Source organism: Paramesorhizobium leguminum (assembly GCF_003217235.1).
In the GTDB taxonomy this organism is placed as follows: domain Bacteria; phylum Pseudomonadota; class Alphaproteobacteria; order Rhizobiales; family Rhizobiaceae; genus Paramesorhizobium; species Paramesorhizobium leguminum.
Window position 1 is genome coordinate 40,487 of the sequence record NZ_QJTF01000017.1, and the last position, 13,180, is coordinate 53,666.

The following is a 13,180-nucleotide window of genomic DNA, read 5'->3' on the forward strand; positions in this document are numbered from 1 at the left end:
TTTTAGTAAGCAGCGACCTCCGGCCACCGGATTTCAATGCCCTCGCGGGTCAGCGCCGTCTGGAAATCATGAAGGCGCGCGTCCTCTTCCTGCACCTGATGCGGCGTAAGCCCCTTCTCAAGGCAATAAGCGGCGAGCATACCGGCCACTTCGCCGATGTTCCATTCGACTGGATGCAGGCGATAGCAGCCGTTGGTGATATGCGTCGTGCCGATGTTCTTGCCTGCCGGGATCAGGTTCTTCACGCGTTCGGGTATGAGTGCGCCCAGCGGAATTTCGAACGGGCAGGACGGCACATCGACATAATTGTCGCCGCCGGTAGAGGGATGCAGGTCGATGCGGTACATGCCGATGCCGACGCTATCACGATAACGAACCGCCCCCTTGTCGCCGCGTACCGTGTAGGACAGGTCCTGCTCGACGATGCGGGTGACGGGCTTGATGCGGCGGCTCTCGCGGATATAGGGCGCCATGGCGAGCCCGTGTTCGGTACCGGTGATGTCGCCGCGCAAGCGCAGGCCACGGAAACCCTGCCCGCCATCGAGGCGCGGAGCCTCCGTCTGCAGCCAGTAGAACACCGAATAGGAAAGATCGGCGGCGGATTTCAGGTGCTGCGCCTTCTCTTCCTCGGAGATATCGATGATCGTGCCGTCCATGTAGTCGATCATCGGCCAGTTCACGAGGCAGATGTCGGATTTGTAGAAGCCCGGCGCAAAGTTGTTGCGCGCGGCAATGCGGCGAAAGGTCCAGAGGTTCTCATCGCCCCCGCCCTTGCGCTGGTCGGCATCGACCAGCAGCGGATCGTCATCGGGATTAGGCGTGAACGAGCGCGTGGTATGCTCCAGCGTACGCGGGTGCGGCGCGGTGAAGCCAAGCAGCGGGCCACCCCAGAAATGCGGCTGGACCTCGCGCCAGTAGTCGTAATTGTCCGGTTTGTCGATCGTCTGGTCGCCATCGACGTGATCGATCGCAAAGCAGATCGAAACGGCCTGGACATTGTCCGGCTGGGCCACTCCCGGCGCGCTCGGCTCGCCGGTATCGGACTGGGCTTCGAAGCCTTTCGCATATTCCGTGCCGGTCATTGGCAACAGATCGCCAAGCTCGGTAGCGTCGAGAATATAATCGGCGGAAATGATGATCTTCGCGCCGCTATCGCGATGCCGGACCGTGACGGAACGGACGGTGTCACCATCGACATCGGTCGCGACGGGCCGGTAGGGCTGCAACACCTTGAGCCTGCCCGAGCCGATGTAGGGCATCAGCATGCTTTCCATGACGGCAAGGCTGACGCGCGGTTCAGCGCAGATGCGGCTGACCCAGCCAGCGCCGGGATTGAGGTCGCCCCAGGCGCGCGCGCTTGTCGTCAGCGGGTAGTGGTCACGGTAATATTGCCGCACGCCGTTGCGCAATTTGCGGCACGAGCGCGTGATGCCGAACTGCTCGACCCATGTATGTTCGTCCGAAGGCACGGCCTGGCTGGTCAATTGACCGCCGATCCAGTCGTATTCTTCCGTCATGATGACGCTACGACCGGCGCGCGCGGCGCCCAGCGCCGCCGCCACGCCGCCGAGGCCGCCACCCACCACAAGAATATCTGCTCGCATCTCTCTCAATTGTCTAAATCCGTCTTATTGCAGGGCCCAAGCGGGGCAGGTTCGAGGGGGCCGGCCCAAGGGTTTCGCCCTCGACCGGATCGCAGGTAAGAAGAATCTGGTCGCCGGCGCTGCCGGTCTCGATGCGGTTCACCAGCATGGCGGTCGCCTGCCGTCCCATCTCCTCGCGCGGGATCGTGTAGGAGGTGAAGCGCACAGGGCTGCGACTGGCGCGGATATGGCTGCCAAGCACGATCATGGAAAAATCCCGCGGCACGGAAAGCCCGCGTTCGCGTGCGAGCGCTTCGACGCGGACCGCATCCGCCAGTTCGATGAAGAATGCCGCCGTAGCGCCACTGCCAAGGATCGCATCGAGTATCTCGCCAGCCGGCCGGTTGACGTCATTTACATGGAGGACAAGCTCGGTCCCCTCCCCCAGCGCGGAGGCGAAGCCCCGCCAGCGGTCGACGATGGATTCGGCAGGGCCATCCGGGCCGATATAGGCGAGCCTCATATGACCGAGCGCCCTCCCCTTCTCGACAAGCTGCCGCGTGGCCGCGGCATAATCGCCGCCGACATAAGGAACGGGTCCGCCGGCATCCTCACGGCGGCCGATTGCTACGAATGGATAATCCTCCGCCACCAGCCGAGCCAGTTCCTTGCGGTCGAATTCGCGGCCCAGCACCAGGCAACCATCGGCGATCCTCAGCCGGTTGCCCTCGGAAAAGATCTTGCGGTTGCCACCCACGCCTGCGCTGGTCAGGAGCAGGAGATCGTAATTCTGCTGCTGCGCCGCTTCCTCTATGCCGAGCAGGAAAGGCGCGAAGAAATCGGCCTGCTCGCTCGGGAATGCCGGTTCGTAGGTGAACACGCCCAGAATCCGGTTCAGGCCCTTCGCCATGCGCCTTGCGATCGGATCGGCGACATATCCCGTTGTGCGAATGACGCGCTGGACCCGTTCCCGGGTTTCCTGCGGAATACGCGCGAGAGTCGCCGGCGCGCCATTCAGAACAAGCGAGACCGTCGCCTGACTGACACCGGCCAGTTTCGCAATATCATTCTGAGTGAGCCGCCTGTTCCCTGCCACGCAGTGCTCCTCCCCAAAGCGCAAAAATTTGCTAATACGTATTAGCTGTTAATGCGCATTAGCACTATTTTCAGCGGGCGTGTCAAGGGACGTTCGCGCGCCATCGCCTCATTGCGTGCCGGGCAGCAGATGCCGTCCCTCATAGGCCAGCGACGTTTCGATCAGTTCTCGGGCATAGGGATGCACCGCCTCGGCGCGTTCCAGCGCGGTGCGGTTCAGGACCTCGACGATATCGCCGCGCTGCATGATGGCAAAGCGGTCGCACATATAGGAGACGACCGCCAGATCATGCGTCACCATGATGGAGGTGAAGCCGCGCTCCTGCCGCAGCCGGGTGAGCAGATTGAGGATCTCCGCCTGCACCGAGACATCAAGCGCCGAGGTGGGCTCATCGAGCAAGAGCAGCGCGGGGTCGAGGATCAGCGCGCGGGCGATGGCGACGCGCTGGCGCTGGCCGCCGGACAATTGGTGCGGGTAGCGGTCAAGGAAATCGACCGGCAGACCGACATCGGCGATCGCCCGGCGAATACGCCCTTCCCGGCGGTCGAGGCCGTGGATACGCAGCGGTTCGCTCAAGGCGGTGCGGATCGACTGACGCGGATGCAGCGAGCCATAGGGGTCCTGAAACACCATCTGCACCATGCGGCAGCGTTCAACCGGGGCCATGTCGCGAACGGGTGTGCCGCCAAGCCTGATATCGCCGGTCCAGAAGCCGTTCAGCATCGAAATGCAGCGCAGAACGGTCGATTTACCCGACCCGCTTTCGCCAATGAGGCCGAAACACTCGCCGGGCTCGACATGGAAGGACACATCCGGCAGCATCTTGGTGGCGCCGAAGGTGATCGACAGATTGTTCGCAGTGACGGCGATGCTCACGATTGAATCTCCCGGCTCCATGGCGCGCTGCGGTCGAGCACCGGCAGCGGTGTACGCGGGCCGCCGATACGGGGCTGCGCCGCCATCAGGCCGCGCGTATAGGGGTGGCTGGCATTGTCGAGATCGCGGGCGGCCAGGGTTTCGACAACGCGCCCGGCGAACATGACCATTACCCGGTCGCAGAAATTGCGCACGAGGTTCAGATCATGGCTGATGATGATGAGCCCGATGCCGCGCTCCCTGACCAGATCCTCAAGGATCTTGAGCACGCTGAGCCGTACGGTCACGTCCAAGGCTGAGGTCGGCTCATCGGCAATGACAATGCGCGGATCGGCAAGCAGCATCATGGCGATCATGATCCGCTGCCCCATGCCGCCTGACACCTCATGCGGGTAGAGGCTATAGACCCGTTCCGGCTCGCGGATTTTCACCGCCTCCAGCATATCAAGCGATTTCTCACGCGCCTCGCGTTTCGATATCTTGAAATGCCGGAGCAGCGTTTCCGCAATCTGGTCGCCGACGCGGTGGATCGGGTTCAGCGAATATTGCGGGTCTTGCAGGATCATGGAAATCTGCCGCCCCCGGATTTTCAGCATCTCCGCCTCGCTGAGCTTGAGGAGGTCCGTTCCCAGAAAATCCATCCGGTCGGCGCCGATCCGCGCATCGGGCAGAAGCCGCATCAGCGCCCGGCCCATGGTGGATTTGCCGGACCCGCTTTCACCGACGATGCCAAGCCGCTCGCGGCCAAGTGTGAATGAAACCCGCCTCACCGCATCGCTCCCGGCATTGCCATAGCGGACGCTCAAATTTTGCACGTCGAGCAGAATATCGCTCATTTCAGCGTCCTTTCTGCTTGGGATCGAGCGCGTCACGCAAGCCGTCGCCCAGAAGGTTAAAGGCGAGGCTGACGCTGACGATCGCAATGCCGGGGAAGAGGACGAGCCAGCTGCTGTCGATCATATAGCGTCGTCCGGTCGCGATCATCGCGCCCCATTCCGGCAGGGGCGGCTGCGCGCCGAGGCCGAGGAAGCCAAGGCCCGCAGCGGTGAGGATCACAGTCGCCATGTTGAGGGTCAGGCGGATGATGACCGAGGGCAGGCACATCGGCACGATGGATTTGATAATGATCCGCGCGCTGGAGGCCCCCTGCAACCGCGCCGCCGCTATGTAATCGGCCCTGCGGATGGTCATCGTCTCGGCCCGGGCGAGACGCGCGATGGGCGGCCAGGCGGTGAGCGCGATGGCGATGATGGCGTTGCGCAAATTCGGGCCCAGCGCCGCGACGAAGGCGAGCGACAGGATGAGGCTTGGAAAGGACAGGAATATGTCGGTGATGCGCATCATGATGGTGTCGTAGCGCCCGCCGAAATAGCCGGCCGTCGTGCCGACGAGCAGCCCGACGGGCCCGACGATGACAGTGACGAGCGCGATGATCGTGAGGCTGATGCGGGCGCCATGAACAACTCGGCTGAAGATATCGCGGCCCAGCTCATCCGTGCCGAACAGATGGCCATTGCCGGGCGGCTGCAGCACATTGTCGAGGTTCTGCATGTAAGGATCGTGGGTGGCGATGAGGGGCGCGAAAAGCGCGGTGAGGCAGAGAATGGAGATAACGATCAACCCGAAAGCAGCCGTCGGGCTCATCATCAGCGTGCGCAACAGGCTGATGGCTTGACCGATGAAAGGGATACGGCGCGTATGAGCGGTGTCGGTAGTGGCCATTAGCGCGTCCTCGGATCGAATACCCGGTAAAGAATGTCGGACAACATGTTGAGCGCGATGAAGATGACGCCCACGAGGAGCACGCAGGTCATCACCGCGTTCATATCGCCGATGATCAGATTGCTGGTGAGATATTGCCCGAAGCCGGGCCACGCAAAGACCGTCTCCACCAGCACCGCGCCCTCGAGCAGCGAGCCATAGGCCAGCGCCACGATGGTGATGAGCTGGACGCGGATGTTGGCGAAGGCGTGCCGCCAGATCGTCTGCCGCTTCGACAGGCCTTTGACCCGCGCGGTGACGATATATTCCTGCCCCAGCTGGTCCAGCATGAAGCTGCGCACCATGCGGGTGATATAGGCCGAGGAGGCATAGCCCAGAAGCAGCGCGGGCAGGATCAGATGCCGGAGCGCGGAGAGGAAAATGTCGATGCGTCCGGCAAGCAGGCTGTCGATGAGGAGAAATCCAGTGGGCGTCGGGATTTCGCCGGTATAGAAGAAATCCATCCGCCCGCTGCCGCCGGCCCAGCCGAGCCATGCATAGAAGACGAGAAGCCCAAGCATACCGGTCCAGAAGATCGGCATCGAATGGCCCATCAGGCTGAACACCCGGATGGCATGGTCCTGCCAGCGGTCCTTGTTGACCGCCGCCAGCACGCCGAGCGGAATGCCGAGCCCCGCGCCTAGCAGGATGGCGAGTGTCGCCAGCTCGATGGTCGCGGGGAAAACGTGCAGGATGTCCTGGATGACCGGGTGGCCGGTGCGGATGGAGGTGCCGAAATCGCCGGTGGCGACGTTCTTCAGATAGACGGCAAACTGCTCCCACATCGGGCGGTCCAGCCCCAATTGCCGGTACACCTGCTCATAGGTTTCCTGACTGGCATCCTCGCCGATCATCGCCCGGACCGGATCGGCAGGCATGACGCGGCCGATGACGAATGTCAGCAAAAGCAGCCCGAACAGGGTGGCCGCAATCGACACCGCCTGCTGCCGGAGCCCTTGAAATCGTGCCTTCCCCAAAGACATCGCTCCTCCCTCGATGTTATCTTGACTTATTAGAGCGGCTCACTCTGCACCGTCATTCTCGGACGTATCCGAGAACGCGAAAAGCTCCTGCCATGCCGGTGGATTACAAAATCATCCCGGCGTGGGGTGAAGCTATATTTCGGCGTTGCGGGTGAGAACCTGACGCGGCTTGCCGGGCCTGCTGACGATAACTGAATGGTGATTTTCTGGCATCGGCTCCTCCCGAATTGAGGCACCCTAGCCTATCCAAACATGTATTACAAGTGCCGAACATGTGGCGTGCCGCCGCTGCGGGCTGGAAGCTCGTTTTCCCCATCCGTCCGGGTCGCCCGACTGAGGAGAAGCGCGCGATAACGCTCCATAGAGCCGCGCAAATGATCGGCCATGTATTGCCGGGCGAGCGCGGAATCGCCTTGAATGATGGCATCGACGATTCGCCCGTGCTCTTCCTCGAGATGCAGATTGTAATCGCGTGGACGCTCTCCGACGGGGGCGCCCTGCAACTCGCCGCGGGGGATAATTCCCGAACGAATCAGTTGCAGGAATTCGGGAAAGCGCCGGTTCTGCGTCGCTTCGGCGATGGCATGGTGGAAATCATAGTCCGCATCGCGCGTCGACAGGCCCAGACGCAGGCATTCGGCAACTTTGCGATGCGCGTCGATGATCTTTTCCAGTTGCGAGGCCGAACGCCGCGCCGCTGCGAAAGCCGCCGCCTCGACCTCGAAAACCGTACGCAGCTCAAGCAGTTCGATAACGGACGAGATCCTGTCGACATTCAGCCCTGAGAACGGCGATTGCAGCGGCGCCCGCTCCAGAACGAAGACCCCCGCCCCTTTGCGCGATTCCACCAGCCCATCGGCGCGTAAGTTTGCGAAGGCCTCGCGGGCCACGGTGCGGCTCACGCCATAGCGCTCGGTCAGATCCTTTTCGCTCGGCAGGCGCGTACCGGGCGCATACGCCCCGGTCTCGATCGCCTGGCGCAAATCGCCGCTGATGCGGTGCACCATCGACTGCGTTCCTCCGGGCTGCATGGTTCACTCCTGATCTGTCGGCGCCCGCATTCAAAGCACACGGCAATACGACCGTGCAATCGGCAGGTCGCGGCAATCTGCAGGACAATATCCATAACATGTAATACAGATTGTTGACAACTTTTCCCGCGCCCTCCATTAATCGCGGCAATCGCCCGCGCGCCGGGCCATGCAATCGAGGGAAGTTCATGATCATCACCGACGTTCAGGTCCGGCTGTTCGAAACCACGACGCGCAGGCATTCGGACAGCGCCGGGCATGCACATCCGGGGCCGCCGCATAAGGTGCGGCAGGCGCTGCTGACGATCCGGACCGAGGACGGCCATGAAGGCCACTCCTTCACCGCGCCGGAGATCGTACGCCCCCATGTGATCGAGAAATTCGTGAAGAAGGTGCTGATCGGGCAGGACCACCGCGACCGCGAGCGGCTCTGGCAGGAACTGGCGCATTGGCAGCGCGGATCGGCGGCGCAATTGACCGACCGCACGCTCGCCGTGGCCGATTGCGCGCTGTGGGACCTTGCAGGGCGGACGCTGGGTCAGCCCATCCATAAGCTGATCGGCGCCTATCGTGACAAGGTGCTCGCCTATGGCTCGATCATGTGCGGCGATGAGTTGCCGGGCGGCCTCGCTACCCCTGAGGATTACGGCCGCTTTGCCGAAACGCTGGTCAAGCGCGGCTATAAGGGCATCAAGCTGCATACCTGGATGCCGCCGGTCAGTTGGGCGCCGGACGTGAAGATGGACCTGAAAGCCTGCGCCGCGGTGCGCGAGGCGGTCGGCCCAGATATCCGCCTGATGATCGACGCCTTTCACTGGTATTCCCGCACGGACGCGCTGGAACTTGGGCGCGGACTGGAAAAGCTCGGCTTCGACTGGATCGAAGAACCGATGGATGAGCAGTCGATGTCGTCCTACAAATGGCTGGCGGACAATCTCGATATTCCGGTGGTCGGCCCGGAAAGCGCGGCGGGCAAGCACTGGCACCGCGCCGAATGGGTCAGATCCGGGGCCTGCGATATCCTGCGCACCGGCGTGAACGATGTCGGCGGTATCACGCCCGCGATCAAGACGATGCGGATGGCGGAATGCTTCGGCATGGAATGCGAGGTCCACGGCAATACCGCGATGAACCTGCATGTGGTCGCCGCGTCCAAGAACTGCCGCTGGTACGAGCGCGGGCTTCTGCATCCCTTCCTCGAATATGATGACGGGCACGATTACCTGAATTCGCTGTCCGACCCGATGGACGAGGACGGCTTCGTCCATGTCCCCGACCGTCCGGGCCTTGGCGAGGACATCAATTTCGACTTCATCGAAAACAACCGCGTGGGCTAGAGCTGTTTAATGGAATCGCCAAGCGCCCTCGCCCTTCGAGGCTCCGCTCCGCTTCGCTCCACTACGCACCTCAGGATGAGGGCTACTGCGGCGTTGCAACCCTTCACCCTCATGGTGAGGTGCGAGCGTGAGCTAAGCCTCGAACCACGGGGGTGAAGGGCGCACAGTTGTTTCCGTGCGAATATGAAATGCTCTGAAAAGTTCGACATGGAAGGGAGGAGAAGGTGCATGAACGTCTTTCTGAAAAGCATGGTGCTGGTCGCCTTGCTCGCAAGCGCGGCTGTCGTTCCGGCGCATGCCGGCACGCCTGATGACCAGCTGGTCGTGGCGACGACGATGAACAACATCCTGACGCTCGATCCTGCCGGGATTACCGGGCGCGAGACGGTGCAGGTGCTGAACAACATCTACGACACGCTTGTCATTCTCGATCCGAAGGACCGCAGCCTGCGCCCTCGCCTGGCGGAACGCTGGGAGATTTCGGCGGACCGTATGACGGTGCGCTTTTATCTTCGCCCGGATGCGCGCTTTTCGTCCGGCAATCCGGTCACCGCCGAGGATGTAAAATGGAGCCTGACGCGCCTGCTCGCGCTCAATCTGGCGCAGGCGTCGGCGTTGAAAACGCGGGGCTTCAAGGCCGGGAACGCAGAGAAACTGTTCGTGGCCGAAGGCCCGCATACGTTTATCCTCCACCTGCCCCAGCCTGATGATCCAACGCTGGTCATGATGATCCTTGCACAGAACGGCTTCGGCACCATTCTGGACAAGCAGACCGTTCTGAAACACGAGGTGGCCGGCGATTGGGGCGCGGCGTGGCTACGCACCAATGCAGCCGGGTCCGGGCCATATGTCTTGAGCGCATGGGCGTCGAACGAATATGTCATCATGACGCGCAATCCCGCCTTTTGGGGGCCGAAGCCGGCCATGCGCCGCATCCTGTTCCGCCATCTGCCTGAATCGCAGACGCAGCGGCTGATGCTGGAAAAGGGCGATATCGATGTCGCCTATTCCATGCAGTCTCCGGATTTGCGGGCGCTCGAATCCGATCCTGATATCGAGATCGAAACGGCCTATGGCTCGGGCTTCTACTATCTCGCCGCCTCGATGAAGGATGAGCGCTTCAAGGACCCGCGCGTGTTGCGGGCGCTGCGCCATCTGATCGACTATGAGGGCGTGAACCGCGCGGTCATGCCCTATTTCGGCACGCTCCGGCAGCGCCCGATCAGCACCGGCATCATCGGCTCGCTGCCCGACCCGGGGTACAAGCTCGATATCGCCCGCGCCCGCGCATTGCTCGCCGAAGCGGGCTATTCCAACGGCATGGACGTCACCTTGCGCTTCCTCTCGGAAGAGCCGTTCTCAAAGGCCGCAACGGCGATCCAGAACACGCTGGAACAGGGAGGCTTTCGCGTGCGCATGATCAGCGGTTCGGGCGACACCATTTACGGCGCGATGCGCGATCGCAATTTCGAGTTGCTGATCGGCCGCGGCGGCGGCGGCCAGCAGCCGCACCCGGACAACAATCTGCGCGCGCTTGCCTATAATCCTGATAATTCCGACAAGGCGAAGCTTACGAACTATCAGGGCTGGCGCGCGAGCTATTATGATCCGGAACTCAACCGTAAGGTAGAAAGCGCCCTGCTTGAAGCCGATCCGGCAAGGCAGAAGGCGGCTTACGAGGACATTCAGACCTATATCGACGCCCATCCGATGCCGATCCAGCCCTTCTCCGAGGTCCTGGACACGGCGGCGTTCCGGAAAACCGTCCATGGCGTCGTCGCCAGCCCGTGGCTGTCACGCTTCGAGTGGGTCAGCAAGTCGTAAAGGCTGCGGCAGCGCTCTTGTGGGTTCGGGCGCAACGCGTTTCCGGTTAGCCGCGGCTAACCGATGTTTCTTGCTCCGGTTCCTGAAGTTAGCCGCGGCTAACCGAGCGGAATCGGGGTAGGGAAAGCATAGGGATTTGTTAACCCTTATTTCCTTGCTGTTTTGGGCGAATCGGACATATCTTTTCATCTGCGGAGATTTTCGCATTCTTGGAATTTTTCCGCAGCTAGTGTCCAGATGGAATATATTGATGACAACCGTCGCCCAAAAGCGAATCGACGCCGAACCGGACGAATTGAAGACGCTGCTCCAGCGCCATTCGGCGGCACTGGCTGCGCAGCTGCAGGCGCATCATCTCAGCATCTATCCGCCGAGCGCCGAGAAGGGAATCCGCCACTTTTCTCCAGCCGAAACAGCCAAGCTCATTGGCGTAACGGAAGGATATCTTCGGCAGGTCGCAGCTGAAATACCGGATGTCTCGACCATCTCGTCCGGCGGTAGACGGTCTTATTCCGTGGAAGCCATCCATGAATTCCGGAAGCATCTCCATGCCGGGGCCCGGGGCAATCGCCGTTATCTGCCGTGGCGCAATGACAATGAGCAGCTTCAGGTCGTTTCGGTCATGAACTTCAAGGGAGGCTCAGGCAAGACCACAACGTCAGCGCATCTGGCGCAGTATCTTGCGCTGCGGGGTTACCGCGTGCTGGCAATCGATCTCGATCCGCAGGCCAGTCTCTCGGCCCTGTTCGGCCATCAGCCGGAACTGGACGTAGGGCCCAACGAGACCCTGTACGGTGCGATCCGGTATGATGCCGAGAAACGTCCGATCTCCGAAATCGTTCGTGCCACCTATATTCCGGACATGCATCTCATCCCCGGGAATCTGGAGCTTATGGAGTTCGAACACGATACGCCAAAGGCGCTGCTCAACCGCGCGCCGGGCGATACCCTATTCTTTGCCCGCATCGGCCAGGCGCTTGCCCAAATCCAAAAGCTTTATGATGTTGTCGTCATCGACTGTCCGCCGCAACTGGGCTTTCTGACCATGTCGGCGCTCACGGCGGCCACCTCCGTCCTGATCACGGTTCATCCGCAGATGCTTGACGTCATGTCGATGAACCAGTTCCTGGCGATGACCAGCGATCTTCTCGAAGAGATCGGCAGGGCAGGGGCTTCCTCGCAATATTCGTGGATGAAATATCTCATCACACGCTTCGAGCCGAGTGATGGTCCGCAGAACCAGATGGTTGCGTTTCTCCGCTCGATTTTCGGGGATCACGTTCTTAATCATCCGATGCTCAAGAGCACGGCTATCTCCGACGCGGGCCTGACAAATCAGACAATCTTCGAAGTGGACCGCGGCCAGTTCACGCGCGCGACGTACGATCGTGCGCTTGAATCGATGGAAAATGTCAATGGCGAGATTGAAGGCCTTATCAAGAAGGCCTGGGGCAGGATCGCATGAGCCGGAAGCAAATCTTCGCAAATCTGACGCCGCCGGCAGAAAGCGCCGAAGCAGCTTCGGCTAGTTCCCAAGATGCTCTCGCACGGCGTCCGTCCCGCATTCGGCCGCTACTGGGCTCGCCCGATTTGGTGGATGATGCCGGCAGGTCCCCCGTCGGTGCCCTTGGCCGGTCCCTGGGTGAATTGAGCGAGCGCTCGCGCCGTGCCGATGAGATCGAGGAAAAGCTGCGCGCCGGCCAAGCCGTCGTTGAGCTTGATCCTGCGTCTATCGACCCGTCTTTCATTCCAGATCGCATGCTTTCCGACGACGAACCATTCCGGTCATTCGTCGAATCCATTCGCGAGCAAGGCCAGCAGGTGCCTATCCTCGTGCGCCCGCACCCTCAAAAGACGGGCGCGTATCAGGTTGCTTTCGGACACCGGCGGCTGCGGGCTGCACTGGAGCTGGATATCGGGGTCAAAGCAATCGTTCGCAATCTCACCGACCAGGAACTGGTCGTAGCCCAGGGGCAGGAGAACAATGAGAGGCAGGACCTCTCCTACATCGAGAAAGTTCGGTTCGCCCAGAAGCTGGCGGAGCGCTTTTCACGTGATGTCGTCATGGCGGCTCTCGCGATTTATAAAAGTGACTTATCCAACATGCTTGCTGTTGCGGTTAAGATCCCAACCGAGCTGGTCGATGCAATTGGCCCAGCCCATGGTATCGGCCGGCGCAATTGGATGGCGCTTGCTGAGGTGTTGACGGCAGGCAAGGAGCGGATGGAAATGGCCTTAAGCGTTGCTACCAAGCCCGAAGTCGCAATGCTCCCCTCGAAGGAACGATTCGAGGCGGTGGCTCGGGCATTGACTGAAAAGGCGTCCGTGCGAAACGCCAACGCTGTCCTTCTGCCGGGAGGGCAGGAAATCGCCCAGATTGCGCAGACAAAACAGAAAATCACGCTCACGATCGACCGGCGCACGTCTCCGGATTTCGCGGACTTCGTGATGAACGAGCTTCCTCGCCTCTACGCCGAGCACACAAAATCGCGGTAGGGGCAAGGGATATATGAAGTAAACAGGAGAACTGAATCCGCAAAAGGAAAAAGGCCCCCGAAACGACGTCCGGAAGCCCTTCTCAAGTGTGGTAACGAGAGAATCGCATTTCCGCGAATCACTGTCAAGAGTCCTTGTGACTTGAGCGCCGTTTCGGCGAGCGGATTTCTTTTGCCTTAACCATAGGTGAAGA

10 protein-coding genes and 1 pseudogene are annotated in these 13,180 nt (G+C 61.2%); 4 read left to right on the plus strand and 7 right to left on the minus strand.

Annotated elements, in window-relative coordinates; all coding sequences use genetic code 11:
- Window positions 1–2 precede the first annotated feature (2 nt).
- The 7 genes and pseudogenes from C7477_RS13795 to C7477_RS13825 all read right to left on the minus strand — a co-directional run bounded on the left by C7477_RS13795 (window position 3) and on the right by C7477_RS13825 (window position 7,330).
- Window positions 3–1,604 (minus strand): FAD-dependent oxidoreductase, encoded by a 1,602-nt coding sequence (locus C7477_RS13795; protein WP_110753097.1) that lies wholly within the window; start codon window positions 1,602–1,604, stop codon window positions 3–5.
- A 5-nt stretch (window positions 1,605–1,609) separates the two neighbouring features.
- Window positions 1,610–2,679, minus strand: a pseudogene (locus C7477_RS13800) (LacI family DNA-binding transcriptional regulator).
- A 108-nt stretch (window positions 2,680–2,787) separates the two neighbouring features.
- Window positions 2,788–3,501, minus strand: coding sequence for an ABC transporter ATP-binding protein (locus tag C7477_RS13805; protein ID WP_425373577.1), 714 nt, complete (start codon window positions 3,499–3,501; stop codon window positions 2,788–2,790).
- A 50-nt stretch (window positions 3,502–3,551) separates the two neighbouring features.
- The gene (locus tag C7477_RS13810; protein WP_110753103.1) at window positions 3,552–4,391 is read right to left on the minus strand and encodes an ABC transporter ATP-binding protein; all 840 of its coding nucleotides are present in this window, start codon (window positions 4,389–4,391) and stop codon (window positions 3,552–3,554) included.
- A gap of 1 nt (window position 4,392) precedes the next feature.
- Window positions 4,393–5,202, minus strand: a complete 810-nt coding sequence (locus C7477_RS13815; RefSeq protein ID WP_425373578.1) for an ABC transporter permease — start codon at window positions 5,200–5,202, stop codon at window positions 4,393–4,395.
- A 74-nt stretch (window positions 5,203–5,276) separates the two neighbouring features.
- Window positions 5,277–6,299: an ABC transporter permease gene (locus tag C7477_RS13820; protein WP_110753107.1), complete on the minus strand. Its 1,023-nt coding sequence runs from the start codon at window positions 6,297–6,299 to the stop codon at window positions 5,277–5,279.
- A gap of 257 nt (window positions 6,300–6,556) precedes the next feature.
- Window positions 6,557–7,330: a FadR/GntR family transcriptional regulator gene (locus C7477_RS13825; RefSeq protein WP_110753109.1), complete on the minus strand. Its 774-nt coding sequence runs from the start codon at window positions 7,328–7,330 to the stop codon at window positions 6,557–6,559.
- Window positions 7,331–7,518: 188 nt separating this feature from the next.
- On the opposite strand from C7477_RS13825, the gene C7477_RS13830 reads away from it, so the two are divergent.
- The 4 genes from C7477_RS13830 to repB all read left to right on the plus strand — a co-directional run bounded on the left by C7477_RS13830 (window position 7,519) and on the right by repB (window position 12,987).
- Window positions 7,519–8,667 carry a mandelate racemase family protein gene (locus C7477_RS13830; RefSeq protein WP_110753111.1) on the plus strand — a complete coding sequence of 383 codons (1,149 nt, stop codon included), beginning with the start codon at window positions 7,519–7,521 and terminating at the stop codon, window positions 8,665–8,667.
- A 228-nt stretch (window positions 8,668–8,895) separates the two neighbouring features.
- Entirely contained in the window at window positions 8,896–10,491 is a 1,596-nt protein-coding gene (locus C7477_RS13835; protein WP_110753113.1) for an ABC transporter substrate-binding protein, read from the plus strand.
- A gap of 250 nt (window positions 10,492–10,741) precedes the next feature.
- Entirely contained in the window at window positions 10,742–11,956 is a 1,215-nt protein-coding gene (gene repA, locus C7477_RS13840; protein ID WP_110753115.1) for a plasmid partitioning protein RepA, read from the plus strand.
- A complete protein-coding gene (repB, locus tag C7477_RS13845; protein WP_110753117.1) occupies window positions 11,953–12,987 on the plus strand; it encodes a plasmid partitioning protein RepB in 1,035 nt (344 codons plus the stop codon). The genes repA and repB overlap by 4 nt, the downstream gene beginning before the upstream one ends.
- Window positions 12,988–13,180: the final 193 nt, after the last annotated feature.

Excerpts from the sequence above, each read along its gene's own strand:
- C7477_RS13830 (WP_110753111.1), top strand. The coding sequence starts at position 7,519 with ATGATCATCACCGACGTTCAGGTCCGGCTGTTCGAAACCACGACGCGC.
- C7477_RS13805 (WP_425373577.1), bottom strand. The coding sequence starts at position 3,501 with ATGCTGCCGGATGTGTCCTTCCATGTCGAGCCCGGCGAGTGTTTCGGC.
- repB (WP_110753117.1), top strand. The coding sequence starts at position 11,953 with ATGAGCCGGAAGCAAATCTTCGCAAATCTGACGCCGCCGGCAGAAAGC.
- C7477_RS13810 (WP_110753103.1), bottom strand. The coding sequence starts at position 4,391 with ATGAGCGATATTCTGCTCGACGTGCAAAATTTGAGCGTCCGCTATGGC.
- C7477_RS13825 (WP_110753109.1), bottom strand. The coding sequence starts at position 7,330 with ATGCAGCCCGGAGGAACGCAGTCGATGGTGCACCGCATCAGCGGCGAT.
- C7477_RS13815 (WP_425373578.1), bottom strand. The coding sequence starts at position 5,202 with ATGATGAGCCCGACGGCTGCTTTCGGGTTGATCGTTATCTCCATTCTC.
- C7477_RS13820 (WP_110753107.1), bottom strand. The coding sequence starts at position 6,299 with ATGTCTTTGGGGAAGGCACGATTTCAAGGGCTCCGGCAGCAGGCGGTG.
- C7477_RS13835 (WP_110753113.1), top strand. The coding sequence starts at position 8,896 with ATGAACGTCTTTCTGAAAAGCATGGTGCTGGTCGCCTTGCTCGCAAGC.
- repA (WP_110753115.1), top strand. The coding sequence starts at position 10,742 with ATGACAACCGTCGCCCAAAAGCGAATCGACGCCGAACCGGACGAATTG.
- C7477_RS13795 (WP_110753097.1), bottom strand. The coding sequence starts at position 1,604 with ATGCGAGCAGATATTCTTGTGGTGGGTGGCGGCCTCGGCGGCGTGGCG.